General features: G+C 71.3%; 23 protein-coding genes. 11 read left to right on the top strand and 12 right to left on the bottom strand.

Annotated elements, in window-relative coordinates; all coding sequences use genetic code 11:
- The first annotated feature begins 381 nt into the window (after positions 1-381).
- A complete protein-coding gene (locus ASG60_RS08305; RefSeq protein ID WP_056384970.1) occupies positions 382-1,638 on the top strand; it encodes a DUF4167 domain-containing protein in 1,257 nt (418 codons plus the stop codon).
- 51 nt (positions 1,639-1,689) lie between these two features.
- Here the strand turns inward: ASG60_RS08305 and ASG60_RS08310 are convergent, their stop codons facing one another.
- Entirely contained in the window at positions 1,690-2,436 is a 747-nt protein-coding gene (locus ASG60_RS08310) for a hypothetical protein (protein WP_056384972.1), read from the bottom strand.
- A 43-nt stretch (positions 2,437-2,479) separates the two neighbouring features.
- Positions 2,480-3,349, bottom strand: coding sequence for a DUF2336 domain-containing protein (locus tag ASG60_RS08315; RefSeq protein WP_162238642.1), 870 nt, complete (start codon positions 3,347-3,349; stop codon positions 2,480-2,482).
- 203 nt (positions 3,350-3,552) lie between these two features.
- Between ASG60_RS08315 and ASG60_RS23415 the strand changes: the two genes are divergently transcribed.
- The 3 genes from ASG60_RS23415 to ASG60_RS08325 all read left to right on the top strand — a co-directional run bounded on the left by ASG60_RS23415 (position 3,553) and on the right by ASG60_RS08325 (position 5,108).
- Positions 3,553-3,717, top strand: a complete 165-nt coding sequence (locus ASG60_RS23415) for a YqaE/Pmp3 family membrane protein (RefSeq protein ID WP_244472960.1) — start codon at positions 3,553-3,555, stop codon at positions 3,715-3,717.
- A 76-nt stretch (positions 3,718-3,793) separates the two neighbouring features.
- On the top strand, positions 3,794-4,399 hold the full coding sequence (locus ASG60_RS08320) for a sulfite oxidase-like oxidoreductase (RefSeq protein WP_056384974.1): 606 nt from the start codon (positions 3,794-3,796) through the stop codon (positions 4,397-4,399).
- Between the two features lies 1 nt (position 4,400).
- The gene (locus tag ASG60_RS08325; protein WP_056384975.1) at positions 4,401-5,108 is read left to right on the top strand and encodes an FAD-binding oxidoreductase; all 708 of its coding nucleotides are present in this window, start codon (positions 4,401-4,403) and stop codon (positions 5,106-5,108) included.
- Positions 5,109-5,118: 10 nt separating this feature from the next.
- Here ASG60_RS08325 and ASG60_RS08330 read toward each other — a convergent pair whose 3' ends face one another.
- The gene (locus ASG60_RS08330) at positions 5,119-6,207 is read right to left on the bottom strand and encodes an NAD(P)/FAD-dependent oxidoreductase (RefSeq protein ID WP_056384977.1); all 1,089 of its coding nucleotides are present in this window, start codon (positions 6,205-6,207) and stop codon (positions 5,119-5,121) included.
- 13 nt (positions 6,208-6,220) lie between these two features.
- On the bottom strand, positions 6,221-7,342 hold the full coding sequence (locus tag ASG60_RS08335) for a calcium:proton antiporter (protein WP_056169819.1): 1,122 nt from the start codon (positions 7,340-7,342) through the stop codon (positions 6,221-6,223).
- A 282-nt stretch (positions 7,343-7,624) separates the two neighbouring features.
- Between ASG60_RS08335 and ASG60_RS08340 the strand changes: the two genes are divergently transcribed.
- Positions 7,625-9,340 carry a DEAD/DEAH box helicase gene (locus ASG60_RS08340; RefSeq protein WP_056169822.1) on the top strand — a complete coding sequence of 572 codons (1,716 nt, stop codon included), beginning with the start codon at positions 7,625-7,627 and terminating at the stop codon, positions 9,338-9,340.
- Between the two features lie 272 nt (positions 9,341-9,612).
- Here the strand turns inward: ASG60_RS08340 and ASG60_RS08345 are convergent, their stop codons facing one another.
- Positions 9,613-10,533, bottom strand: a complete 921-nt coding sequence (locus ASG60_RS08345; RefSeq protein WP_056384979.1) for a hypothetical protein — start codon at positions 10,531-10,533, stop codon at positions 9,613-9,615.
- Positions 10,534-10,779: 246 nt separating this feature from the next.
- On the bottom strand, positions 10,780-11,544 hold the full coding sequence (locus ASG60_RS08350; RefSeq protein WP_056384981.1) for a hypothetical protein: 765 nt from the start codon (positions 11,542-11,544) through the stop codon (positions 10,780-10,782).
- 216 nt (positions 11,545-11,760) lie between these two features.
- On the opposite strand from ASG60_RS08350, the gene ASG60_RS08355 reads away from it, so the two are divergent.
- Positions 11,761-13,197, top strand: a complete 1,437-nt coding sequence (locus tag ASG60_RS08355; protein ID WP_056169831.1) for an ATP-binding protein — start codon at positions 11,761-11,763, stop codon at positions 13,195-13,197.
- Positions 13,194-13,856 (top strand): response regulator transcription factor, encoded by a 663-nt coding sequence (locus ASG60_RS08360; protein ID WP_056169834.1) that lies wholly within the window; start codon positions 13,194-13,196, stop codon positions 13,854-13,856. The genes ASG60_RS08355 and ASG60_RS08360 overlap by 4 nt, the downstream gene beginning before the upstream one ends.
- A 9-nt stretch (positions 13,857-13,865) precedes the next feature.
- Here ASG60_RS08360 and ASG60_RS08365 read toward each other — a convergent pair whose 3' ends face one another.
- Genes ASG60_RS08365 through tsaD form a run of 4 tightly spaced genes read right to left on the bottom strand, consistent with a single transcriptional unit; the run spans position 13,866 to position 16,842 of the window.
- Positions 13,866-14,282: an EVE domain-containing protein gene (locus ASG60_RS08365; protein ID WP_056384983.1), complete on the bottom strand. Its 417-nt coding sequence runs from the start codon at positions 14,280-14,282 to the stop codon at positions 13,866-13,868.
- Positions 14,283-14,332: 50 nt separating this feature from the next.
- Positions 14,333-14,797, bottom strand: coding sequence for an opioid growth factor receptor-related protein (locus ASG60_RS08370; protein ID WP_056384984.1), 465 nt, complete (start codon positions 14,795-14,797; stop codon positions 14,333-14,335).
- On the bottom strand, positions 14,794-15,786 hold the full coding sequence (locus ASG60_RS08375) for an NAD(P)H-dependent glycerol-3-phosphate dehydrogenase (protein WP_056359355.1): 993 nt from the start codon (positions 15,784-15,786) through the stop codon (positions 14,794-14,796). Before ASG60_RS08375 ends, ASG60_RS08370 begins: the two co-directional genes overlap by 4 nt.
- Before the next feature lie 12 nt (positions 15,787-15,798).
- Positions 15,799-16,842, bottom strand: a complete 1,044-nt coding sequence (gene tsaD, locus ASG60_RS08380) for a tRNA (adenosine(37)-N6)-threonylcarbamoyltransferase complex transferase subunit TsaD (RefSeq protein WP_056384986.1) — start codon at positions 16,840-16,842, stop codon at positions 15,799-15,801.
- A gap of 193 nt (positions 16,843-17,035) precedes the next feature.
- Between tsaD and ASG60_RS08385 the strand changes: the two genes are divergently transcribed.
- From ASG60_RS08385 to ASG60_RS08400, 4 genes are all read left to right on the top strand, one after another.
- Positions 17,036-17,752: a uroporphyrinogen-III synthase gene (locus ASG60_RS08385; protein WP_056384988.1), complete on the top strand. Its 717-nt coding sequence runs from the start codon at positions 17,036-17,038 to the stop codon at positions 17,750-17,752.
- A 133-nt stretch (positions 17,753-17,885) separates the two neighbouring features.
- Positions 17,886-20,105 (top strand): hypothetical protein, encoded by a 2,220-nt coding sequence (locus ASG60_RS08390; protein WP_056384990.1) that lies wholly within the window; start codon positions 17,886-17,888, stop codon positions 20,103-20,105.
- A 134-nt stretch (positions 20,106-20,239) separates the two neighbouring features.
- Positions 20,240-21,838, top strand: coding sequence for a heme biosynthesis HemY N-terminal domain-containing protein (locus ASG60_RS08395; protein ID WP_056304435.1), 1,599 nt, complete (start codon positions 20,240-20,242; stop codon positions 21,836-21,838).
- A 156-nt stretch (positions 21,839-21,994) separates the two neighbouring features.
- The gene (locus ASG60_RS08400) at positions 21,995-23,122 is read left to right on the top strand and encodes a DUF2336 domain-containing protein (protein WP_056169859.1); all 1,128 of its coding nucleotides are present in this window, start codon (positions 21,995-21,997) and stop codon (positions 23,120-23,122) included.
- Positions 23,123-23,147: 25 nt separating this feature from the next.
- On the opposite strand, the gene ASG60_RS08405 is transcribed toward ASG60_RS08400, so the two are convergent.
- A complete protein-coding gene (locus ASG60_RS08405; RefSeq protein ID WP_056304436.1) occupies positions 23,148-23,489 on the bottom strand; it encodes a DUF1491 family protein in 342 nt (113 codons plus the stop codon).
- 34 nt (positions 23,490-23,523) lie between these two features.
- A complete protein-coding gene (locus ASG60_RS08410) occupies positions 23,524-24,294 on the bottom strand; it encodes a peptidoglycan-binding domain-containing protein (protein WP_056384992.1) in 771 nt (256 codons plus the stop codon).
- Between the last annotated feature and the right edge of the window lie 73 nt (positions 24,295-24,367).

The raw sequence follows: 24,367 nt of genomic DNA on the forward strand, positions 1-24,367 counted from the left end.
AGTCAGATCGAAAAACGATCCGTCGAGACGGATCGTGGCAGGAATGGTGCCGGCTCGTAGTCCGCGACGCTCCTCAGCGATCTCCCCACGATCAGGTTGGCGCGCTGTGAGACGACGCGCAGGAACTTGGTCACTTCGAGCCTGAAAACCGAAGAGCGCCTGAACGCGAGCGCGAGCCTCGGTGGACCGGGACACACGGCAAGCACGGCGCATTCCGATTCCGATCGCGGACCTGACAAACCGGATCACACGGTCCCCCTCCCGGGGTCACCATGGCCGGGCCGGATTTCGGCTCAAGGCCGCCGGGTCCCGGACCGCCTCACCAGCTCCCGTACGAACGAGGGTCAATCGAGACCGATGAGACCAAACCAGAACAGACGGGTGCGCGGTCGCAACCGCCCCAAGGGTCCGAACCCGCTGACCCGGTCCTACGAATCGAACGGTCCGGACGTCAAGATTCGCGGCACCGCCCAGCACATCGCCGATAAATACGCTCAGCTCGCGCGTGACGCGCAGGCGAGCGGCGATCCCGTGGCGGCGGAGAATTATTTCCAGCACGGCGAGCATTATTTTCGCATCATCTCGGGCGCGCAGGAGCAGAACCGTCAGCAGGCCGCCGGCGGCTACGCCCGCAACGGCTTCGACGACGACGGCGACGAGGATGGTGGCGACGACCAGGGCGCACCGCTCGGCTACGCCGCCCATTCCTACAACGACGACTACACCGATCCCGGCCAGCAGCCCCAGCCGGCGTATCAGCCGCCGGCCTACGAGGGACGGCAAGAGTCCCAGAGGCAGGAGTCCCAGAGGCAGGATTCGCCGCGTCAGGAGTATCCGCGTCAGGACGGTGGCCAGAACCGGAACGACCGCAACGACCGGCGCGACCGCTTCAACAACCGCAACGACCGTCCGCAGCGCTTCGACAACCAGCGCCCCGACGGGTCCCGGCAGGACGGCCAGCGGCAGGACTACAATCGGCCGGATTCTTCGCGACAGGACAACCAGCGACCGGATTACGGTCGGCAGGACCAGCCGCGCCAGGACCAGCCGCGCCAGGACCAGCAGCGCCAGGACCGGGATCGGCAGGATCAGCCCCGCAACGAGCAGCCGCGCCAGGAATATGGCCGTCGCAACAACGGCGCGCGGTTCGAATCCAATCGAAACGCCGAGGCCCCGCAGGATGGCGGGCGCGACGAGGCCCCGCGTCAGGACTTCGTCCGGCAGGAGACCGCCCGTCAGGATCCGGTGCGACCGGACTTCGTCCGCCCCGAACCCGTGCGGCAGGAGCCTGTCCGTCCGGAGTCCGCGCGGCCGGATTTCCAGCCGACCGAGCCGCGCCGGGTGGCGGATGCACCGCCCCGGCGGAGCCGCCGTCGCGACGAGGCCGAGCGTGCGCCGGCCGAGGACGTATCCGGCCTGCCGGCCTTTCTGATGACGCCACCGCGTCCCGTTCCCACCGAACGGCCCGTCGAGCCCCGCACGGCGGAGGAAGCCGCTCCGCAGGGGGCCCCGTCCTCCCCCGACGAAACGCCGACGGCTCCGAAGCCACGCCGTCGCCGCCGGGCCCGCTTCGAGGGGACCGATGGGGCCGAGCCCGGCTCCGCCGGTACCGACGATGTGACGCCGATCACCGAATAAGTTTGCCGCGATCGCTCTGGAAAGCCGCCCCCGTTGGGCGGCTTTTCGCGTTCAGGGCCGGTCTGGGCCGCCGAGTGCGGCATGCCAGTCCGCGTAGCCGTGGACGCGGTGGACGAGACGGCGGTCCCGCGCGGCCTCGCCGAATGGCGCCAGATCCCAGGTCCAGGACGCGTCGGGTGTCGGAAGCGGAACGCCGTGGAGGAGGTCGAGGCGGTCGGTCACACGGCCGTCGCGGTCCTCTTCGGTCTGCAGGACGTCGGTGACGAGGCAGACCCGCGCCGCGAGGCGGGACAGGCCGTCGAGATGAGCTCGGACGATCCGCCCACCGAGCTGCGGATCCGCCCCTCCGGAGCCGTCGACGGGCAGGATCGGCAGTTGCGAAAGCAGGTTGGCGGAGATCACGAGATCGATCTCCGGCCCGCCCCCGTGATCGGGAACCGCCCCTGGCCGGGTGAGATCGGCCGTGACCAGGGTGACGTCGGGACGGTGGCGCACCGTCCATCGGGTCGGCCACGGATGCACGGCATCGACGAGGCGGATGTGGGTGAAGCGGCGGGCGAGGTGGTCCAGGGGTACGTCGTCGAGGAGGCCCGAGCCGAGAACGACGACGGTGCGATATCGAGGGAGACCTTCGCAGGCCCGCATGATCACGGCACGGGCCCGTGTGAGATGCGGCTCCCAGGCCGTCTGGCACCGGCGCGAGCGGGACAGGAGCAGGACACTCTCGCGCAGGTAGCCCCGCCGGCGATGCGACCAGGGGGCGGGGGTCGTCAGGTAGTGGAACAGGTCGACCAGCACGGCGCCTCCTGAGACCAGGGGTGGCAGCCCGTGCGCCGCGGCGTCAAGCGGCCTTGGTCCGGCCCTTGGACGCGGTGAAGCGGACCGAACGGCGGGCCGTGGCCACCGACAGGGCCTGGAACGCCTCGAAGGTCCCCCGCATGTCCTCCGGCGACAGGCGACGGCCGGACCGGGCCTGGATCAGGTGCTTGAGGGTCCCCCACCCGAGATCGGACGCCCGTAGGAGAAAGAGAAGCGGATCGAGATCCGGATTACGGTGGGCCTGAGACGCCATCTCGGTCGGCACCCCGGCGATGCGGGCGATGGCGGCCAGGGCATCGTCCACCCGTCCCTGTACCACGAGGGCGACGATCGCCTTCTCCTCGAGATCGACGCCCCCGGGGGAAGCCGGCGAGAGCGGCGGGGCTTCGATCCGGCGGAGTTCGGGGATGGATCGGCGCAGATCGAGCACCGCCCGCAGAACCGGATCCTTCCCCGCCAAGTCCACCAAGGTCCCGAATCCCGTCGACGACAGGTGCGCGGTCTCGTTCCCGGCGATCCGGCGCACGGCTTGGGTCGCCGCCCGCGTGACGAGGATGTCGGTGATCCGCTCGCTCAGGGTCCGTCGCCGCGAAACCGCATCGAGATGCAATGGGCCGGCTTCCCTGACGATCCGAAGCAGGTCGTCCTCGTCGAGCCGCACGGATCGGGCGAGGACCGGCCCCGCGACGGTGATCTGCGGATCGAAGGCGAGGTCGCGCACGACGCGGCGCGGGGCATTGGCGATATCGGCGATCTCCTCGGCGAGGGCCGAACGGGCCGCGGCCTCGACGTTTCGGGCGAGGTGAAGGATGATCGCATCGAAGGGTTCGATCCCGCTCTCGCCCAGGGCGACGGCGTGATCGGTAAACAGAGCCGTGATTCGGCGAAGCATCGCCGCACGCTGATCGGGTGTTCCGATAGTGACGGCGTGTTCCATTTCGTGGATGAGCGTCTTGATCATAGCCTATCGGGGTGTGCCGCGCCGTTCGTCAAAATCGCACGCAGATGTTTAAAAACAGCCACCGGGAACCATCGTCGGAACGGCAATGTTGCTATCGCGCCCTTGCGCGGGCACCATCACGTCCCGGAGACATCGTGTCGAATCTCGTTCGCATCCTGCTCGCCATCTTCCTGCCGCCCCTGGCCGTCCTGATGACGGCAGGCATCGGATTGCAGTTCCTTCTCAATATCCTACTGACGGTCCTGGGCATCGTTCCGGGCATGGTGCACGCCCTGTGGATCGTCATGCGCGACCGCTGATCCGGCGCCGCGACGCGCCCTCCCCGCCGATGCACGGGGAAGGAGGCGCGGTTTCGAAAGCCCGAACGAGGGTGACATGAGCACACGCGGCTTCACCGGACGACGCCCGCCCGAGGCGACGCGGGAGCGCCTGCCGCCGGGCCAATATCTCACGGCGGATTTCCCGGTTCTGCAGATCGGGCCGAATCCGCGGATCGATCTCGACGCGTGGCGCTTCACCCTCCGGGCCGGATCGCGACCGTTGAAGATCTGGACCTGGGACGAATTCAACGCCCTGCCGCGCACGCGCTGGGGCGGCGACATCCACTGCGTCACGAAGTGGTCGAAGTTCGACACGGCGTGGGAGGGCGTCGGAATCGACGATCTTCTGGCGAATGCGGGCGTCGCGGCGCCGACGGCGTTCGCCCTGGCGGAGGGATACGACGATTACACCACCAACGTGCCGTTCGCCGACCTGACCGGGGACCGGGCCATGGTGGCGACCCATTACGACGGCGCGCCGATCGAGCCGGATCACGGCGGCCCGGCGCGCCTCCTCGTGCCGCACCTTTACTTCTGGAAGAGCGCCAAGTGGCTCAAGGGTCTGCGCTTCACACAGAAGGATGAGGGTGGCTTCTGGGAGATGCGGGGCTATCATATGTACGGAGACCCGTGGCGCGAGCAGCGCTTCACCGGTGACTGAGATGAAGCCTCTGCCCTGGCTGGATGCCACCATCGTGGGCATCGGTCAGGTGACCCCGCGGGTGAAGTGCTTCCGGCTGGCCGTGATGCTCGACCGCCCGGCTCTCGCGGGGCAGCACGTCGATATCCGGCTGACCGCACCCGACGGCTACCAGGCTCAGCGCAGCTACTCCATCGCCTCCGCGCCGAGCCCGGACGGGATCGTCGAACTCATGGTCGAGGGCCTGCCGGAGGGCGAGGTCTCGGGGTTCTTCGACGGGGTGGCGGAAGTCGGCGACACCGTGGCGTTGCGCGGTCCCATCGGGGGCGCCTTCGTGTGGCGACCGGAGGATGGCGGCCCCCTGCTCCTCATCGGCGGCGGCTCGGGCGTGGTGCCGCTCCTGGCGATGCTGCGCCATCGGGCCATCGCGGCGCCCGACGTTCCGGTCCTTCTGGTCTATTCGGTCCGCGAAGCGGCAGAGGCGATCGCCCAGGACGAACTCGACCGGAGGCGCCGCGACGAGCCCGGCTTCGATTGGATCCTGAACCTGACGGGCGAGGGCGGCCGGCGCATCGATGCCGCCCTCATCGGACAGGCGCTCGAACGCCTCGGGCGCCCGCGCCACACCTTCATCTGCGGCGCAAATCCGTTCGTGAACACGGCCGCCGACCTCCTCGTCGATGCCGGTCTTGCGCCCGGCACCATTCGGACGGAACGCTTCGGCGGCTGACGTCGATCTCCTACGCCAACAGCCGATCGGCGACCTCTTCGGCGAGGGACAGGCTCGCGGTGAGGCCCGGGCTCTCGATGCCGAACAGGTGGACGAGGCGGTCCAGCCCATGCTGCGCCGGCCCGTCGATGACGAAATCCGCCGCGGGCTCGCCCGGTCCGGTGATCTTTGGACGGATGCCGGCATAATCGGGGGTCAGCACCCCTTCGGGCAAACCGGGCCAATACCGGCGGATCGCACGGGCGAAGGCTTGCGCGCGATCGGGATCGACGGCGTAATCCTCGGTTTCCACCCACTCGACATCGGGACCGAAGCGCATGCGCCCGGCGAGATCGAGGGTGAGATGAATGCCCAGCCCGCCCTCGACGGGGGCCGGATAGATCAACCGCGCGAAAGCCGGGCGGCCGAGGCAGCCGAAATAGCTCCCCTTGGCGAGGATCTTTCGCGGGATGCGGACGGGTGGGAACCCGTCGATTGCTTTCGCGATAGCCTGTGCTCCGAGACCGGCGGCATTGACGACGGCGTCGAACGGCAGCGCATCCCCGTTCACCGTCGCGACCCAGGCGCCGTCCGCCCATGACAGGCGCGCGACCGGGCTGTGGAACGCGATGGCGCCACCGCGATCCTCGATGTCGCCCTGCAGGGCGAGCATGAGGGCGTGGCTGTCGACGATGCCGGTTCCGGGGGCGTGGAGGGCGGAGACGCAGGCGAGATTGGGTTCCAGGGCGCGGGCCTCGGCCCCGTCGACGAGCGCCAGACCCTCGACGCCGTTGGCGATCCCGCGCGCATGGATCGCCGCGATGGCGGCGCCCTCGGCCGCATCGGTAGCGACGATGAGCTTGCCGCAGGCGCGGTGCGGTACGCCGTGGCTGGCGCAGAACCCGTAGAGCCTCCGGGCGCCGTCGACGCAGTGCCGTGCCCGGAGCGAGCCCTCGGGATAGTACATCCCGCCATGGATCACTTCGGAGTTGCGCGCAGACACGCCCGTGCCGATGCCGCCCTCGGCCTCCGCCACCACCACGGCATGGCCCCGCAGGGCGAGCGCCCGACCGACGGCGAGTCCGACCACGCCGGCGCCGATGACGAGGATGTCGCTCATGATGTCCGCCGAATCACGGGCTGAAGATCAGAACCAGATAGACGAAGAACACCACGAGGTGCACGGCCCCCTCCAGCACCGTGGTGCGCAGCCCCGAGAACGTCAGGGTGCTGAGGATCAGGGTCACGACGAGCAGCGTCATCTCCGTCGGCGCGAGGCCGAGGACCACGGTCTGGCCCGTCAGCAGGCCTACGGCCAGGACCGCCGGCACCGTGAGGCCGACGGTGGAGGTCGCGGCGCCGAGGCAGAGGTTGATCGCCCGCTGCAGCTCGTTGCGCGCCACCGCCTTCAGGGCGCTGATGCCCTCCGGGGTGAACACGATGGCTGCGATGAGGACGCCGCCGAGGGCCGAAGGCGCACCGAGCGCCGCGATGCCGTGGTCCAGGATCGCCGCGAGGCTCTTCGACAGCAGGACGATGGGCAGGATGTTGGCGACGAGGAGACCGACGTGCTTCAGGATCGCGGCCGTCTGCCGGTCCGCCTCGGGCGCCTCGGCTTCGGGCACAACGGTGCCGGGGTTCGATTTCGCGATCCGCCCGCCGTCGTGGATGAAGAAGCTGCTGTGCCGTCCGGTCTGGATCAGCAGGAAGATCCCGTAGAGCGACACGGTGAACAGCGAGAACGAGATCGCCTGCACGGGCGTCAGGGTGCCGCCGCTCGTCGAGGTGGTGAAGTTCGGGATGATCAGCGCGATGGTGGTGAGCGGGATGATCACCGACAGGAAGGCCGACGTGCCCTGCAGGTTGTAGGATTGCTGGTGATGGCGCAGGCCGCCGATGAGCAGGCCGAGGCCGACGATGCCGTTGAGGACGATCATCAGCACGGCGAACATCGTGTCGCGTCCGAGCGTCGGCACCGCCTTCGAGGACAGCATCACGGCGGACACCAGGACCACCTCGATCACCACGATGGAGAGGGTGAGAACGAGGGTGCCGTAGGGCTCGCCGAGGCGATGGGCGAGTTCCTCGGCCTCGTGGACCACGCCGAACGCCGCCCACAGGATCACGAGGAACAGCCACAGGAACAGGCCCGTGGCCCAGAGCGGCGATCCGAGGTCGGCGAGCCAGGCGGGCCCGAACACGAAGAACGCGGCGACGCTCGCCCACGCCACGACCAGACGCAACACCGCCCCCATCTTTCCCCCTGTGGACGTCCGAACTCATGCCGCAATCGGGACGGACGGCACCGCCCGCAGGGCGGCTGGCTCACGGGGGCCACGGCCAAGCCCGAAAGACAAGCTTTAACTGTGCGGGAAACCACCCATGCGCGCGCAGACATGGCGCATGGCCGCGGTTCCGGCTACAAGCCACCGTATCCGTAACCGATCGAGGCCGGAATCACGCATCCGGGGGATCGATCCGCGCTTAGCGCGGCCATCCCCGGCGGGTTCCAGCCTGTTTGCCCGCAAGGCTCCTCAGTGCCCTTTCCGACCCTGCCGGCCCCGCTCTCCCGAGCTCTGGCCGCGCGTGACTACGCAGACCCTACCCCCGTCCAGAATGCGGTGATCGAAGCCGCCGCGCAGGGGCGCGATCTCCTCGTTTCGGCCCAGACCGGCTCGGGCAAGACCGTTGCCTACGGCCTCGCCTTCGCCGACACGCTGCTCGACGGTGCCGAGCGCTTCGGTCCGGCCGGCGCGCCGCTGGCCCTGGTCATCGCCCCCACCCGCGAACTCGCCCTCCAGGTCGAGCGTGAATTGACGTGGCTCTACGCCGAGACCGGCGCGCGGGTGATCTCCTGCGTCGGCGGCATGGACCCGCGGCGCGAACGCGCCCAGCTCAACGACGGCGCCCACATCGTCGTCGGTACGCCCGGCCGCCTGCGCGACCACTTGGAGCGCCGCAACCTCGCCACCCAGGATCTGCGCGTCGCCGTCCTCGACGAGGCCGACGAGATGCTCGACCTCGGCTTCCGGGACGACCTCGAATTCATCCTGTCGGTGACCCCGAAGGAGCGGCGCACGCTGCTGTTCTCGGCGACCCTGCCCAAAGCCATTGCGACGCTGGCCGAGCGCTACCAGAACGACGCCCTGCGCATCGCCGTGAAGGGCCAGGAGCGCGGCCACGAAGACATCACCTATCGGGCCGTTCGGGTGATGCCGCGTGAGCTGGAGCACGTGGTGGTCAACACCCTGCGCTTCACCGATGCTCCGACCGCCATCGTGTTCTGCAACACCCGCAACGCCGTGCGCCACCTCCAGGCGGTGCTGACCGAGCGCGGCTTCTCCGCCGTGGCCCTGTCGGGCGAACTCGGCCAGGGCGAGCGCAACGCCGCCCTTCAGGCCCTTCGCGACGGGCGCGCCAAGGTGTGCGTCGCCACCGATGTCGCCGCCCGCGGCATCGATCTGCCCACTGTCAGCCTGGTGATCCACGCCGACCTGCCCCACGACGCCGAGGTGCTCCAGCATCGCTCCGGCCGCACGGGCCGCGCCGGACGGAAAGGCACCTCCGTCCTGCTGATCCCGGCCTCCAAGCGTCGCCGCGCCGAGCAGATGCTGATGATCGCAAAGGTCAACGCCGAGTGGGCCGGCCCGCCCACCGCCGAGGAGATCCGCGCCCTCGACGGCGAACGCATGTGGCAGGACCCACTGTTCACCGATGCCCCGGCCGAGGAGGATGTCGCCATGGGCGAGGCCCTGCTGGCCCGTCGCACGCCGCAGGAGCTCGCCGCGGCGCTGGCCCGAATCTACCGGGCGCGCCTGCCCGAGCCCGAGGATGTCACCGATCCGGGCGCCGGCCCCGAGCGCAAGGCCCGGCCGGTCTACGACCCCGCCGACACCGCCCGCATCGACGCGGAAGGTCCGTCTGTCTGGTTCCGACTCAACCTCGGCCGGCGCGACAACGCCGACCCGCGCCGCCTGCTGCCGATGCTGACCCGACGCGGTAGCATCGGGCGCCAGGAGATCGGGGCCATCCGGATCTTCGATCGGGAGACCAAGTTCGAGGTGCGCGGCGGCGCAGCGTCCCGCTTCGCCCAGACCTTTGCCAAGAACGGCTCGCCCGAAATCCAGGTGGAAGCGCTCTTGGACGGTCCCGGCAGCGATCAGGAGGCCAGCGGCCCCAAGGGCTTCAAGAGCCCGCGCGGCGCCCGTCACGAGCGCGAGATCGGCAAGAAGCCGCGCGCCCGGACGAAGTAGCCCGAGGCCCTCCGGCTGCTCTTCGGTGAGCGACCGTCACCTCGCGAGCACGTCCCGACACCGGGTCGTGCTCGTTCGATCCCCTCCGGACCTGAACCGCAGGACCCGCGCGGAGGCCTCGAAGCCGGCCTTCGAACCGACCGAAGCTCCACGGCGAACGCCTTCAACTTCGATGCGCGGGGGTTCGGGCCGACGCGGACGATATTGATTGCAGTGGCTCGGTGCCTGAACTCATCGTACCCGATGACAGCAGGCCTGTGCCGACGTCGTTCTCAGAACTGTTCGGGGAAGCGCTTGACCGCGTTTCCGAGGGCCTCGACGCCTTCGACGAGCTTGCGTCCGACGGGGGCCAGAGACGGCACTTTCATGCCGAACATCTCGGTCTCCTCGGCTTCCGGCTCTGCGGCCTGGGCCGGTTGCGCGGCTGCGACCTTTTCGGAGGCACCCGGTACCGTTTTGCCGGCGGGCTTGGTCCGTGCCACGACCGGGGCGGGCTTCGCTTTCGGCCCGGCTTCGGCCGACGCCGGGGGAAGGGCCGCGAAGGTGCCGCCGGTCGTGGCACGGGCGCGGGTGGTCTCGACGGGAGTCGGGGCGACGAGGGGGGCCGTGCGGGCTTTCTCCACGAGGGCGACGGCGGGCGCGGACGGCACCGTCGCGGCATTCTCGATGGGGGGCAGGCGCGCGAGCTTCAAAGGCGACGCGATGTTGGCGACCTGAACCGGCTTGGTGTCGACAGCCTTCACGTCCGCAGGCTTGGTCTGGAGAAGCTTGACTTCGACCGCTTTCGTCTCGGGCGCCTTCGCTTCGACGACTTTGGCTTCGAGAGCTTTGGTTTCGAAGGCTTTGGCTTCCTGGGCCTTGGCCTCGACCGGCGCGACGACGGCTCGAACCGGGAGCGGATCGGCCTCCGCCGGCACCGGACCCGAGGGCCGGTGGGACGACGCCAGGGCAGGAACGCCGTCGCGCAAATCCGGCCAATCGGCCGAGATTCGCCCGATCCGGACCTTGGACGGCGGCGGGCCGGCGAGACCCGAGAGCATCGAATACGCCCCGGCGGACAGGCCGACGAGGCCGACACCGCCCAGAACCGCGATCAGCGCGGCGCGCATGACGCGCGATGGTGCCTTGGGCTCGGCGGGCGCGCGCCCTTCGGCGGCGATGCGCCGCTCGGTCGGATCGATGGCAATCGACATCAGCGTGGACTCATCCCGAACACACCCGGCGGTCGCGTCCGGTCGATGACGCGGTGCCGTGCCCGTGAACTGATCCCGACAATGGGGCATGAAGATGTCCGGCACCGTATCGACAGTCGAAGCCCGAGATTACCCGGATTAGATCTGTGTTAGTCCGGAGGCTTTAAGGAGTGGTATCGCGGTTCGTCTTCGTCACGTCCCGGGACGACGCAGGCACCATCTTGCAGAGGTGCGTCGCGCCCCCGGCTAGGACGCTCGCTCGATGAAGTCGGCCTGCGCCGCCACCACCCGGGCCACGCCGCGGTCCGCGCGGTCGGCGCCCTTCGGCAAGGCCTCGCCCGCCAGGAGCCGGGCCTTGAGGGCGACCCGGCCCGGATCGCCCCAGCACGTCAGCAGCGCCTGGAACGCGTCATGGTGCGCGCGGTCGAACGCGATCGGTCGCCCGTTCGCGTCGCGGCACGGGTGTGGCGGATGGAGATGGGCGCACGGAACCAGACCGGAGGGGATCGGCGCGGTCGCCGCATGGGTCCGGCGCGCCCGTACGACCTCCGGGGCGACGTAGGCGCGCGGCGCGGCCGCGCCGGAGCCGACGGGACCGCCGAAGACCTCGATCCGCCCGAGACGGGTCGTCATCACCACGTCGAGCCGGCGTTCCACGAGGAGCCCCGGCACCGGACTGCCGGGCGCGAAGGCCGCCCCGCCGCAAGCTCCCCACAGATTGTCGAGAATCCGTGGATCGCGGGTCCGCAGGCAGGCCGACCCCTGAGGCAGCCCGAGGCCGAGGTCGAACAGGAACGCCTCGCGATCCGTGGGCCGGGCAGCCGCGAGGTCGGGCCCGAGCGGCGTGACCACCTCCGGCCCCGGGACCAGAGCCGTCCCCACGGGCAGGCACAGGGCGACCGCATGGCTCCAGCCGCCACGGAACCCGGTTTCGTAGGCCACCGGCACGAGGTCGTCGGCGGGCGCGAGCATCAGGGCGCCGCGGCACGTCAGCCGGCCGAAACGCCCCATGGTCGCGACGGCCTCGCCGGGCGCACGACCGAACTCGGCCCCGGCACCGAATCCGCCGAGACTCCACCGGGTGGCCGGATCGTCGAGGAATGCGGCGAGCCGGTCCCGGATCCCCGCGGATTCATCGGGACGGGACGGCGCGGGGCTACACGTTCCATCCCGCCCGGACTCGGCTACAAGTGGAACGTCCCTCATCCGCTTCCCGGCACCCCCACCATGACGACGGCCCCCGCATCGAGCCCGCCCGGTTGGGCGGCCCGCCCCACCCTGTGGGCACGCTGGCCGACCCGCACGCGGATGATCGTCCTCGTCATCGCCATCGATCTCCTGGCGGCCCTGCTCTCGTGCGGGGTCATCGTGCTGAACGCGCGCTCCGCCGTCGAGGTCGAGATGAAGGCGGCCCTGTCCAATGTCGAGCTTCTCGTCTCCGACACCATCGATCTGGCGCAGGCCGCCTCGCCCGACACCCTGCTGCAGACCCTGCGCCTGCGTGTGCAGGGCCTGCGCCACGTGCGCGTCACCGTCCTCGACGCGGCGGGCGCCGTCGTCCCGGCACCGTCGCATCGCCAGCGCCGGGACGCCTACGACGCACCACACTGGTTCGTCGCCCTCATCGCCCCCGAGCCGCGCCAGCACGAATTGCCCATCGTAGTCCAGGGCCAGCGCCTCGGCACCGCCCGCATCACCACCCAGCCGCGGGACGAGATCGACGAGGTCTGGGGCTACGCCGTCTCCCTGTCGCTGGCGAGCCTCATCGTCAGCCTCGGGCTACTTGCCGCCCTCTACGTCGCCTTCGGCCGGGTGCTGGCGCCCCTGACGCAGGTCGCCGATGGCCTGACCCAGCTCGAACGGCAGGATTACACCGCACGCCTCGCGCCGCCGGCCTCGCGCGAACTCGCGGTCATCGCCGCCCGCTTCAACAGCGTGGCCCAGGCCCTGTCGGAAACCCGTGCCGCCAACGGGCGCCTCAACCGCCAGCTCCTCTCCGCCCAGGACGACGAGCGGCGGGCGACGGCCCTCGAGCTCCACGACGAATTCGGCCCCTGCCTGTTCGCCCTCGAAGCCAACGCCGCCTCGGTGATCCGCATGGCCGCCGCCGAGGCGGCGCCGGACCGGGGGAAGCTGACCCAGCGCGCCGAGGAGATCAGCGCCATCGTGGGTCAGGTCCAGACCCTCAACCGCGACCTCCTCAACCGCCTGCGCCCGCATGCCCTGGGTCAGGTGCCCCTGCCCGATTGCCTCGTCCTGCTCCTGCGCGACTTCACCCGCCGGCACTCGGGGACGGCCTTCACGGGCACGTTCGATCGCCTTGGGGCCGGCTACGGCGACGTCACCGATCTCACGGTCTTCCGCTGCATCCAGGAGAGCATGACCAATGCCGTTCGGCATGGCGGGGCCGCGCGCGTCACCGTGGAGGCGGGCGAAGTTCAGGACGGTTCCGGATCGCACCTCGCCATCGAAGTGCATGACGATGGCCGCGGAATCACGCCCGACCACCGGGTCGGGCTGGGTTTGTCGGGGATGCGCGAGCGCGTCGAGGCCTTGGGCGGCACATTGGCGCTTGACAATGGCCGGCCCGGGACGGTTGTCCGGATCATGATTCCGTTCGAGTCCGAACGGTCCGAGGACTCGAGCGCGATCCCCGCCGCATGAACGCGATCCACACCACTTCCCTCCGGGCCCCGGTCCTGGTCGTCGACGATCACCCCATCGTGCTCCAGGGCTGCCGCCGCGTACTGGAGGATGCCGGCATCGAGCGCATCGCCGAGGCCACCACGGTGGTGGCGGCCTATCGGGCCTTCCACCGCCTGAAGCCGTCCATGGTGATCTGCGACCTGACCTTCCAGGGCAGCGGGCTCGCCGGCCTGGCGCTGATCCGCCGGATGCGCGGCGTCGATCCGCAGGTGCGGATCCTGGTGTTCAGCATGCACAACGATCCGGTCATCGTCGCCCGCGCGCTGGAGGCGGGGGCGCTCGGCTACGTCCTGAAGGACCACGCCTCGGGCGAGCTGTTCGAGGCGTTCGACCGGGTCCGTGCCGGACAGGTCTACCTCGACCGGCGCCTCGCCACGGAGGTCGCCATGCTGCGCACGGACCCGCGCCGCACGCCCGAGGCCCAGCTGACGCCGCGGGAGCAGCAGATCCTGGCGCGTCTGGCTCAGGGCAAGTCCTACGGCGCCATCGCGAGCGACCTGTCGGTGAGCTACAAGACCGTCACCAACGCCTGCTCGCAGATGCGCCAGAAGCTCGGCGTCCGAACGCTCGCCGAACTCATCCACGTGGCGGTGACGCAGGCCCAGCGGCAAGGGTGAGGTCAGGCATCAGCCGAGCCCGCCCATCGCCCGCACGATCGCCCACTCTTCCTCCGTCACCGGCTGCACCGACAGGCGGGAATTGTTGGCGAGCACCATGGCGGCGAGGCGCGGCTCGGCCTTGATCGCCTCCAGGGTGACCGGCCGGGGGAGCGCTTCCACCGCGCGCAGATCCACCATCCCGAACCGGTCCGTGGCGTCGGAATCGTCGGGGTAGTACGGGCGGATCACCTCGACGATGCCGACCACCGCCTTGCCCTCGTTGGAATGGTAGAAGAACCCCAGCTCGCCGACTTCCATGGCCTGCAGGTTCTTCTTGGCCACATGGTTGCGCACGCCGTTCCAGTGGGTGCCGGCGGCCCCGGCCGCGACTTGGCTGTCCCACGACCACGTGGCGGGTTCGGACTTGTAGAGCCAGTGGGCCATGCGGATCTCCGGGGAACGGCGGGTGCCATACCATCCGGGAAGCGTGGCCGTCAGTCCCCCGAGAGCGCGTTCGCCCAGTAGCGCAGGCTGTCCGGATTGATCGGCGCGCCGGCCTCGGCATTGCGTGCGGTCACGAAGGCGTGAAACGCTTGCGCCTCCCGTGATCCCAACAGATTGCGAAGAGCCCGAAGGATGCGGGTGATGCGCAGGTGGTTGTGATCGTGGGCGCGCAGCCAGCCGTTGGTGTCCCCATAGAAGCGCATCATGCGATCACGCGCCGCCCGAAGACCCGAGAGCGCCGCCGGGTCGGCTCGGATCGCCTCGGCCTCGGCGCGGGTCAGCACGGGAGCGCCCGGCACGGCGAGACTCGCCTCGCGCAGTGGAAAGCACCACTGGATGAAATCGTGCACGCCCTCGATCCGGGCGTCGCCGAACGCGACCACGTCGGCGAGACGGCGTCCTTCGCCGTCCGATCCCTCGCCGGCGAGGAAGGCATGGATCGGCCCCATCCTCATTCGGCCTCCCCGCGGAGCGGGCGCGCCAGGAGCGCGGCGATGACGGTCTCGACGCTGGCCTCGCCCGCCACGACGGCGGCGACGGCCTCGGCCACGGGCATCTCGACGGCCCGCGCCCGCGCCAGGGCGACCAGGGCCGCAGCGGTGTAGGCACCCTCCGCGAGCTTGCCGCCGGCGGCGTCCTGGGGCGAGGCGCCGGCCCCGAGGCGCTGACCGAAGGCGAAGTTGCGCGATTGCGGCGAGGAGGCGGTGAGCACGAGATCGCCGAGGCCCGACAGCCCCATGAGGGTCTCGGGGCGCCCGCCGTAGGCGCGGGCGAAGCGCATGAGCTCGGCGAACGCCCGCGCGATGAGGGCGGCCCGGGCCGATTCGCCTAAGCCCCGCCCGGCGACGATGCCGGAGGCGATGGCGAGCACGTTCTTGCCGGCGCCGCCGACCTCGACGCCGCGCACGTCGTCCGTGTGATAGACGCGCAGGTTCGGCCCCGACAGGGCGGTGGCGAGACGCGCGGCGTGCCCCGCGTCGGCGGCCGCCAGGGTCACGGCGGTGGGCAGGCCACGGGCGACGTCCGCCGCGAAGCTCGGGCCCGACAGGACCGCCACGGGGGCGTCCGGTCCGAGGATCTCGGCGGCGACGGCGCTCATGAAGCGGTCGCTGCCGCGCTCGATCCCCTTGGCACAGAGGACGATCGCCGTCCCGGGGGCCCAGGACGGGGCGAGGTCGGCGAGCACCGTCCGCAGGGTCTGGGCCGGCGTCACCATGAGTACCGTGCCGGCGTCGCGCAAGGCGCATGCGTCGGCCGTGGCCCGGATGGAGGCGTGGAGGGGCACGCCGGGCAGGTAGCGTGCGTTCTCGCGGGTTGCTTCGAGGCGTGCGGCGGCCTCGGCGTCGCGCAGCCATAGGGTCACGGAATGTCCGGCGCCGGCGGCGGCGTTGGCGAGCGCCGTGCCCCAAGCACCGCCGCCGATCACCGCGATGGGTTTGCTCATGCGGCGCTCCTGTCAGGCCGCGGCGACGGGCTCGGCGAACGGCCAGCGGGCACGGGCCGGCGCGGTGAGATCGTCGACGAGGCCGAGGCGCAGGCGCTCGATGCCCGCCCAGGCGATCATGGCGCCGTTGTCGCCGCAGAGCGCGATGGGTGGCGCCACGAAGGCGAGGCCTGCCTCCCCGGCCTGGGTGGTGAGGGCACGCCGGATGGCGCCGTTGGCCGCGACGCCGCCGGCGGCGACCAACGCCGTCGGATGCCCGGCGACGGCGGCGAAGTCGCGCATGGCGACCCGCAGACGATCCACGATCACGTCGACCACCGCCGCCTGGAAGCCGGCGCACAGGTCGGCGACGTCGGCGCTGGACAGCGGAGCGAGCTTCTCGGCCTCGATCCGCAGGGCGGTCTTGAGGCCGGACAGGGAGAAGTTGGCTTCGCGCCGGCCCAGCATGGGCCGCGGCAAGGCGAAGCGCTCGGGGTCGCCGGTCTCGGCCAGGCGCTCGACTTCCGGCCCGCCGGGGTAGCCGAGGCCCAGGAGCTTGGCGACCTTGTCGAACGCCTCGCCGATGGCGTCGTCGATGGTGGTGCCGAGCCGCACGTAATCGCCGACGCCCTTGACCGCGACCAGCTGAGTGTGGCCGCCCGACGCCAGGAGAAGGAGATAGGGGAAGCCGATCCCGTCCGTGAGGCGCGCCGTGAGCGCGTGGGCCTCGAGGTGATTGACCGCGATGAGGGGCTTTCGCGCCACCAGCGACAGGGTCTTGGCGGTAACGAGGCCGATGAGCACGCCGCCGATGAGGCCGGGGCCGGCCGCCACCGCGATGCCGTCGACTTCAGCCAGACGCAGGCCGGCGCCGTCGAGGGCGCGCAGGATGAGCCGGTCCAAGACCTCGACATGCGCGCGCGCGGCGATCTCCGGTACCACGCCGCCATAGGCCGCATGTTCGGCGATCTGACTCAGGACCTCGTTGGAGAGGATGCGTCCGCGTCCGCCCTCGCCGGGGCAGACCACGGCGGCGGCGGTCTCGTCGCAGGTCGTTTCGATGCCGAGGACGTTCATGGGATCAGGACGTTCATGGGATGCGGACGGTCATGGAGCGGGTACGTTCCTGCGGCACGGTTGAAACCTGCGGATGCCGCGTCAAGGCATCACCGGCTGCGGCGGCGAGCTTCTGCGTCGGATGCATCCTAGCCGGGCTGGCGCTATCAGGGCAACGAGGGGTAGGGCAACGACTGGACGAGGTTTCGGCGGAATGCGGATCTGGGTGGCGCGGCCGGAGCCGGGGGCGACGCGAACGAGCCGGCGACTCCGGTCGCTCGGCCATACGCCTCTGGTCGCGCCGGTGCTGACGATCCGCCCCACGGGCGCAGCCCTGCCCGAGGGCGCCCATGCGGGCCTGCTGCTCACGAGCGCCAATGCGATCGCGGCCCTGACGGCGGCGGACCGGGTGCGGTTCGCCGCCCTGCCGGTCTTCGCCGTAGGTGTGCGGACGGCGGATCTGGCGCGCCGGGCCGGGCTCGAAGCGGTGCATGAGGCCGGGGGCGACGCCGCCGCCTTGTCCGCCCTCGTCCGCGCCACCCTGCCGGCTGGCAGCGCCCTCCTCCATGTCGCCGGCGCCGAAGGCAAGTCCGAGCCGGCCGCCTCCCTCAGGGCGGCGGGATATGCGGTCACCGCCGCCATCGCCTACGCAGCCGTGGCGGAGGCGACGCTTCCGCCGGCCGTGGCGGCGGCACTGGCGGCTCATCCGGCCGCCCTCGACGCGGTGCTGCACTACTCGCGCCGCAGCGCCGAGACCGCACAACTTCTGGCACGCCGCGCGGGCCGAAGCGGAGCCTTCGGCGCGCTCAAGCATTACTGCTTGTCGAGTGACGTGGCCGCCGCCCTGGCCGCGGCGGGTCTCGACGCGCATTTCGTGGCGGCACGGCCGGACGAGGAGAGCCTTCTGGCGGGTTTGGTGGCGGGAACCTGACGGAAGGGCCTCGCTCCGGCGCGGGCCGTGATGCTAGGACGAATCTGAATAAGCTGGGCTGCGATCGCCGAACCCGGGGGCACCGAACCGGTGTCGGGTGACGACGGCAGCGTCGGGAAGGGAGCAACGAACCGTGAAACCACCCAACAGCGACGCCAACCGCCCGGGCAATGCGTCCGGCACGCGCCCGCCCGAGCCGGCAAAGCCGAACGCACCGACGTCGAACGCACCGACGTCGAACGCCCTTGGTGCCAAGCCGGATGCGTCGCCGAGCAAGCCCGATGCCCCGAAGACCGCCCCCTCCACGAGTGACACCAAGCCCGCCGTTGCGGGCGTCGGCCAGCCGGGTGCGCCGAAGCCGCCCGAAGCGTCCAAGGACGCCCAGCCCGTGGGCAAGGATGCCAGGCCGCTGGACGGCGTCAAATCCCCCGACGCCCCGAAAGCCGCTGCGTCCGGCGTGCTGGGTGGCGACAAGCCCGCGGATGTGAAGCCGCCGGAGCCGGCAAGGTCCGCCGACCTGTCGAAGGACGCGAAGCCGGAGATCGGCAAGAGCGAGGTGGGCAAGAGCGAGCCGCCGAAGCCGGACGCTTCCAGGGAACCCCCCAAGGATTCGCCGAGGACCGCGACCTTCCCGAGCGGCGCGCAGGGCGCGGCAAAGCCGTCCGGTGGGGCGACGGACGGTCCGATCATCGATCTGAAGGCCAAGCGACTGCCCGATCCGGCACCGGCCCAGAAAGCGTCGGCGACGGGCGCCGGCATCATGCCGGGTGTCGCCACCAAGCCGGCGGACGCCAAGCCCGGAGATGGTGCCAAGCCTGGAGATGGTGTCAAACCCGACGCCGGCACCAAGCCTTCGGATACCGGCAAGTTTGGCGAGACTCCCAAGGCGGCCGATCCGAAAGCCGGGTCCGGCGGAACCACGCCGAAGATCGCGCCGACGCCTCCGCTAACACCGGCGGCGCGTGGGCCGGGCTTCGGCTCCGTCGCCACCGCCGGCCTTCTCGGCGGCGTCATCGGAGCCGCTCTGCTGTTCGCCGTCGAACGCGCGGGCGTGCTGCCTCAGGCCGACGACGGACGCCTCGCCGCCCTCGATCAGCGCATAGCGGCGCTGGCGCCGAAGGACGAGGTCGCGCGCCTGTCCCAGCGCGTCGCGTCCAACGAGACCGCCCTCAAGGCGGTGCCGGAGGCCGTCTCCACGGCCCGCGAGGCCCTGCAGAAGGCCAGCGCCGCGCCGGTTCCCAGCGGCGACGGCACCGCGCCGCAGGCGACCGCGACCCTGCCGCCCGACGTCGCCGCGCGCCTCGACAGCCTCGACCAGCGTGTCTCGGCCCTCCAGGAGGAGCCAGGCCAGCAGGGCGGCGAGGCCCGCATGGCGGTGGCGCCCGCGAACAACGACACCGCGCAGGTGACGGCCCTCGCCGAGCGCCTGAAGGCGGTGGAGGCCCAGATCGCCGCCGTGCCGAAGCCCACGGAGCAGCCCGACCTGACCCCGAAGCTCGCGGCGCTTCAGACCGCCCTCGACGACCGGGCCAAGGCCAATGCCGAGGCAATCAAGACCAACGCCGAGGCGACGCGCACCCTCGGCCAGAAGCTCACGGACGCGCAGCAGGCCCTCGACGCCAAGGTCCAGGCCGCCACCCAGGCGAGCCAGCAGGCGGCGGAAGCCGGCAAGACTCAAGCCGCGGAAGCCGCCAAGGGCATCGAGCGTCAGGTTCAGACCCAGCTTCAGGCACAGGGCGACAGGATCGCCGGCCTCGACAAGGCCCTGTCCGAGCGCGCCGAGGTCGCCACCGTTCAAGCCGCCCTGCGGGTGGTCTCGGCCGACCGGATCGTGACCGCCCTGAACGCCGGAACGCCCTACGCCGACGCCCTTTCCGCCCTGCGCAACTACGAGCCGGGTGATCCGGCCCGGCTCACCGCCGTGGCGGTCTTCGCCGATCGCGGGGCCCCGACGGCCCGCACCCTCGCGGCCGAATTCCGCACCGTGTCCGAGACGATCGCGGCGGCCCGCCGCTCCGCACAGGTGCGTTCGGTAGCCGAGACCGGCGATTTCAGCCAGAAGCTGATGAGCATGGCCGAATCCATAGTGCAGGTGCGCAAGGTTGATGGCGCGGCGCCGTCGGCGCAGGGCGCAGCGCCCGCCGCGGACCCGCTGCCGAAGGTGCAGGACGCCCTCGACCGGGGCGCCGTCGCGGAAGCCGCCCAGGCCTTCGCGGCCTTGCCGGAGGATGTCCGCGCCCAGGCCGGCGAGTTCGGGACCAAGCTGAAGTCCCGCGCAGCGGCCGGCGAGGCGGCGCAGGCTCTGCTCGCGGAGGCCTTCAAGGGCCTGCCCGCGGTGGGCCCGTCGCGGTAAGGCACGGCCCCGTCGCGGCGGTATCCCCGCCCGATGCCACCGACGAATGAATCGACGGGAGCATCCGAAGCTCCCGTTCCCGGATTACGGCGCCGCCGGCTCGACCGGCCCCACGCCCAGGAGTTTCTGATCCCATGTGGCGCGCTCTCGCCTTCCTGGCCCTCCTCGCCGTCGCCGCCTACGGCGCGACCTGGGTCGCCGACCATCCCGGCTCCGTCACCATCGTGTGGAACGGCTACGAAGTCGCCACCAGCCTCGCCATCGCGCTGATCGGCGTCCTCATCGCCGCCATCGTGGTCGGCTTCATCTGGGCCATCGTGCGCGGTCTCATCACCCTGCCGGAGGCCCTGGTGCGCGGCTCGCGCGACCGGCGCCGGGCCAAGGGCTACTCGGCCCTGTCGCGCGGCATGGTCGCGGTGGGCTCCGGCGATCCCATGGCGGCGCGGCGCCACGCCAACGATGCCGAACGACTGCTGGGTGCCGAGCCCCTCGCCCTGCTGCTGAAGGCCCAGGCCGCACAGATTTCGGGCGACCGCGAGGCCGCCGAATCGGCGTTCCAGCGCATGGTCGACGATCCCGAGACCCGGGTGCTCGGCCTACGCGGCCTCTTCGTCGAGGCCCGTCGCCGCGAGGACGACGTGTCCGCCCGTGCCTACGCGGCCGAGGCCGCGCGCCTCGCACCGAGCGTCACCTGGGCCAACGAGGCCGTTCTGGAAGCCCAATGCGCCGACGGCGATTGGAGCGGCGCGACGGAAACCGTCGAGCGCCGTGCCTCCCTAGGCCTCATCGAGAAGGGTCTCGCCCGCCGTCAGCGCGCCGTGCTCCTCACCGCGGCCGCGCAGGAGCGCGAAGCCGGCGAGCCGGAAGCCGCCACCGAGCGGGTACTGCGGGCGGTCAAGCTCGCCCCCGACCTCGTACCGGCGGCGGCTCTGGCCGGGCGCCTGCTCGCGCGCCGCGGCGACCTGCGGAAGGCCGCCAAGATCATCGAGGCCGCGTGGCGCGCCGGTCCGCATCCGGATCTCGCCAAGGCCTACCTGACCCTGCGCACCGGCGATTCCGTGCGCGACCGCCTCGCCCGCGCCGAGACCCTGGCCCGGCTGTCGTCGTGGCATCCCGAGGCTCGCCTCGCCATGGCCCAGGCGGCCTACGAGGCGCGCGAGTTCACCCAGGCCCGCGAAGCCCTCGCACCGCTGCTCGCCGACCGGCCCTCCGTGCGGGCCTGCCTCGCCATGGCGCGCCTGGAGGAGGCCGAACACGGCGCCGGCACGGGCCGCTCGCGCGAGTGGCTCTCCCGCGCGGCTCATGCCCCGCGCGACCCCCTGTGGATCGCCGACGGCATCGCATCGGAGCGCTGGGCCCCCGTCTCTCCCGTCACCGGCCGCCTCGACGCCTTCGTGTGGAAGACCCCGACGGAGGTTCTGGCCGGCCCCTCGGAGACCGGGACGGACGAGGCCGAGCCGCCGGAGGGGGCGATCTTGCCCATCGAAGTCGCAAAGCCCCTGGACGCCGCGAAGCCCACGGAACCGGCCCGACCGCCGGAGTCCGCCAAGCCGCCGGTGCCGGCCCAGCCGCCGGTGCCTGCTGGATTGAACGGTACGACGTCCTCCCCCGCGGCGTCCGGCATTCCCGCCGCCTCGAACCCGATGCCGGCCGGCACGTCGACACCCGTGGTCCTTCCGATGCCCAAGGCCGTGGACAAGGCGGCCGACGGGAAGGATCGCCGCGTCGTGTGAGACGTCGCGACACCACGGCGGATCACGGGTCGATGGACACCCTGTGATCTGCGGGGATGGCGCAGGACGACACGCGCCCACCCCCGGGGGTTTAAAGGCTGATTCACGCAAACACGCTAAGTCTCGGGACAGCGAGTTCTGCGTAATCGAAGTGCCATGCACCCATCTGTCGACGATGCGCCGGACCTCTCCGGCCTGATCGAACTGTCGCGCCTCGACACCCTCGATCTGAAACCCGTGATCCTGCGCGTGCAGACGGATCTGTTCCTGTCCGCACCGTTCCGCGACCGGAAGACCCTCGAAGCGTTCGAGGCCTTGGCCGGCGGCCTCATCCCCATCGTCGACGAGGAGACCGCCGAGATCGTCGCGCGCAAGCTCGCGGCCTTCCCGGAAACGCCGCCCGGCATCCTGGCGATCCTGGCCGCGCGCGGCGGGGCCGTCCGCGACGCCGTGATCGCGCAGGCGCCCACCCTCACCCCGACGGTGATCGAGGCTGCGCTCTCGGACGGCACGGATCTGGGCGGCGCCATCGCGGCGCGTCCCGACATCGACCGGAGCACCGTCAACGCCCTGTCGGCCCGTGCGGTCGGCGAAGTCGACCTGGCGCTCGCGGGCAACACGCACATCGTCCTCGGGGCCGAGACCCTGGCCCGCCTCGTCGGGCGCGGACGGCGGTCGGCCGACCTCGGCCGGGCGCTCCTGGCGCGCACGGACCTCGTCCCGGCGGACCTGTCGCCCCTGTTCCTCTACGCCGACGAAGCCCGGCGCGACGCCATTGGCGAGGCGGTGGCCGCGACCGCGGCCCTGCGCCCATGCCCGCCGCCGCCGCGCGAGGCCGGCGCGATCCTGACAGGCTTCTCGGGACGCGGCGACATCGCCGGCTTCATCGGAGCGCTCGCCGAGATGCTCGGCCTGCGCCGGGATTTCCTGGCCGCGACGCCGGACCCGCACCTGCGCTACGACCTGCTCACCCTCGCCCTGCGTGCCGCGGGCCTTCACGAGGAGGAGGCCGTCTACGTCTTCCTGACCCTCAACGAGACCGTGGCCCGCTCCGTCGACCGGGTGTTCGACCTGGTGAAGCTGTTCCGCAAGGTTCAGCGCCCCGCCGCGCGCAGCCTGCTCGCCGCCATTCTCGACACCGCCCTGCCCGAGCGCGCGGGCGATGCACGGGCGCACCAGCCCTACAACGCCCCCGACGCCGCGCGCCCGCGCGTCTCGCCGGCCGCCGCCGAGCGCGCGCCCCTTCGCCCCGCCCTCCCCGGTCGCCTGCGCCAGAGTTCCTGAGCGTTCCTCGACGGGCGGAGCGCGCCTACTCGGCCAGATCGAGGAGGTGCCGGCCGGCGCGATCGTCGATCTCGACGATCCAAAGATCGTGATCGAACCGCACCTCCTTGCCGATGCGGAGCTCGACATCGGCGGGCTCGGCCTCGCGCATCAGTGCGACGAAGCGCCGATCCGTGTCGCCGTCCGTATCGACGAGGGATTGGGGCGCCGGCCCGTAGAGGTCGGCGCGGCCGTCGAGGCGGTCGACCTTGACGAAGATCGCCCCCGCTTCCGCCGCGCCGCGCCGCCGCTGGACGGCGGCGATGCCCTCGATGCCGAGACGGCGCAGATGGGCCGAGACCCAGAAATCCGAACGCAGACGAGCCATCGCCCGGCTATAGCGGGATTTCCCGCGAAAGCGATCAGCCCGGCGATGCGGCGGCGCGAGCCGCGAGTTCGCGCAGGGTGCGGCCGGCGGGCTGGCCCTTCACCGGAAGCTTGCGGTCGCGCTCGAACCGCTCGATGGCCGCCCGAGTGCCGGTGCCGAGGACGCCGTCCGCCTTGAGGGGTCCGTAGCCGAGCTTGACCAGGGCACGCTGCGCCTTCGCCACCGCCGGATCGGCCTTCGGCGTAACGGACGCCGTGGTCTCGCCCTCGCGGATGATCTCCCCGATGGTGTCGCGGGAGACCGGACGCGGCGCGGGCTGGATGAGGGCGATCCGCGCAGGTTCGGACTTCGGTGCATCCGGCTTCGACGGCTCGGCGCTGGCGGGGTCCGCCTTGGCGGATGTCTGTGGAACCGCCGCCTTCGGAACGGCAGCCCTCGCCGCTTCGCCGGCATCGGGCCGGTTCGCCTCGATCCGGCGGGCGGGCGGCTTCTCGGTGATCGAGCGCGGCGCGGACGCGATCGGGCGCGGCGCGGGCTTGGGGAAGATCGGGGCCGGATGACGGCCCATCTGATAACCCAGCGCATTCAAGGAGATGAATCCCGCGGCACCGACGACGACGACGAAGCCGAGAACATCGCCGGGTCGCGTCACGCACAGGCGACCGGCCCAACGCACGACAGCGCCGAGATCGGACCGCCATCCGCCCGGCCGTGCGCTCGCGCCGGCGCGCTGACGCCGGGTGGCGGCATCGGCCCGGGGTCCGCGCGGCTGGGGCGGGACGATGATCTCGCGCTGATCGCGCATGGCGGCTCCCTCAAACTGGGCCGCCCCACCCGCGCACGGGACGCGGATGGGGGGTCGGGGCAAGCGGCCGGGT

Source organism: Methylobacterium sp. Leaf469, from assembly GCF_001424745.1.
Classification (GTDB): domain Bacteria; phylum Pseudomonadota; class Alphaproteobacteria; order Rhizobiales; family Beijerinckiaceae; genus Methylobacterium.

What these genes read in the sequence shown, in the direction of transcription:
- ASG60_RS08315 (WP_162238642.1), bottom strand. Translation starts at nt 3,349, where the DNA reads ATGCTTCGCCGAATCACGGCTCTGTTTACCGATCACGCCGTCGCCCTG.
- ASG60_RS08320 (WP_056384974.1), top strand. Translation starts at nt 3,794, where the DNA reads ATGAGCACACGCGGCTTCACCGGACGACGCCCGCCCGAGGCGACGCGG.
- ASG60_RS08325 (WP_056384975.1), top strand. Translation starts at nt 4,401, where the DNA reads ATGAAGCCTCTGCCCTGGCTGGATGCCACCATCGTGGGCATCGGTCAG.
- ASG60_RS08330 (WP_056384977.1), bottom strand. Translation starts at nt 6,207, where the DNA reads ATGAGCGACATCCTCGTCATCGGCGCCGGCGTGGTCGGACTCGCCGTC.
- ASG60_RS08335 (WP_056169819.1), bottom strand. Translation starts at nt 7,342, where the DNA reads ATGGGGGCGGTGTTGCGTCTGGTCGTGGCGTGGGCGAGCGTCGCCGCG.
- ASG60_RS08345 (WP_056384979.1), bottom strand. Translation starts at nt 10,533, where the DNA reads ATGTCGATTGCCATCGATCCGACCGAGCGGCGCATCGCCGCCGAAGGG.
- ASG60_RS08350 (WP_056384981.1), bottom strand. Translation starts at nt 11,544, where the DNA reads ATGGGGCGTTTCGGCCGGCTGACGTGCCGCGGCGCCCTGATGCTCGCG.
- ASG60_RS08355 (WP_056169831.1), top strand. Translation starts at nt 11,761, where the DNA reads ATGACGACGGCCCCCGCATCGAGCCCGCCCGGTTGGGCGGCCCGCCCC.
- ASG60_RS08360 (WP_056169834.1), top strand. Translation starts at nt 13,194, where the DNA reads ATGAACGCGATCCACACCACTTCCCTCCGGGCCCCGGTCCTGGTCGTC.
- ASG60_RS08365 (WP_056384983.1), bottom strand. Translation starts at nt 14,282, where the DNA reads ATGGCCCACTGGCTCTACAAGTCCGAACCCGCCACGTGGTCGTGGGAC.
- ASG60_RS08370 (WP_056384984.1), bottom strand. Translation starts at nt 14,797, where the DNA reads ATGAGGATGGGGCCGATCCATGCCTTCCTCGCCGGCGAGGGATCGGAC.
- ASG60_RS08375 (WP_056359355.1), bottom strand. Translation starts at nt 15,786, where the DNA reads ATGAGCAAACCCATCGCGGTGATCGGCGGCGGTGCTTGGGGCACGGCG.
- tsaD (WP_056384986.1), bottom strand. Translation starts at nt 16,842, where the DNA reads ATGAACGTCCTCGGCATCGAAACGACCTGCGACGAGACCGCCGCCGCC.
- ASG60_RS08385 (WP_056384988.1), top strand. Translation starts at nt 17,036, where the DNA reads ATGCGGATCTGGGTGGCGCGGCCGGAGCCGGGGGCGACGCGAACGAGC.
- ASG60_RS08395 (WP_056304435.1), top strand. Translation starts at nt 20,240, where the DNA reads ATGTGGCGCGCTCTCGCCTTCCTGGCCCTCCTCGCCGTCGCCGCCTAC.
- ASG60_RS08400 (WP_056169859.1), top strand. Translation starts at nt 21,995, where the DNA reads ATGCACCCATCTGTCGACGATGCGCCGGACCTCTCCGGCCTGATCGAA.
- ASG60_RS08405 (WP_056304436.1), bottom strand. Translation starts at nt 23,489, where the DNA reads ATGGCTCGTCTGCGTTCGGATTTCTGGGTCTCGGCCCATCTGCGCCGT.
- ASG60_RS08410 (WP_056384992.1), bottom strand. Translation starts at nt 24,294, where the DNA reads ATGCGCGATCAGCGCGAGATCATCGTCCCGCCCCAGCCGCGCGGACCC.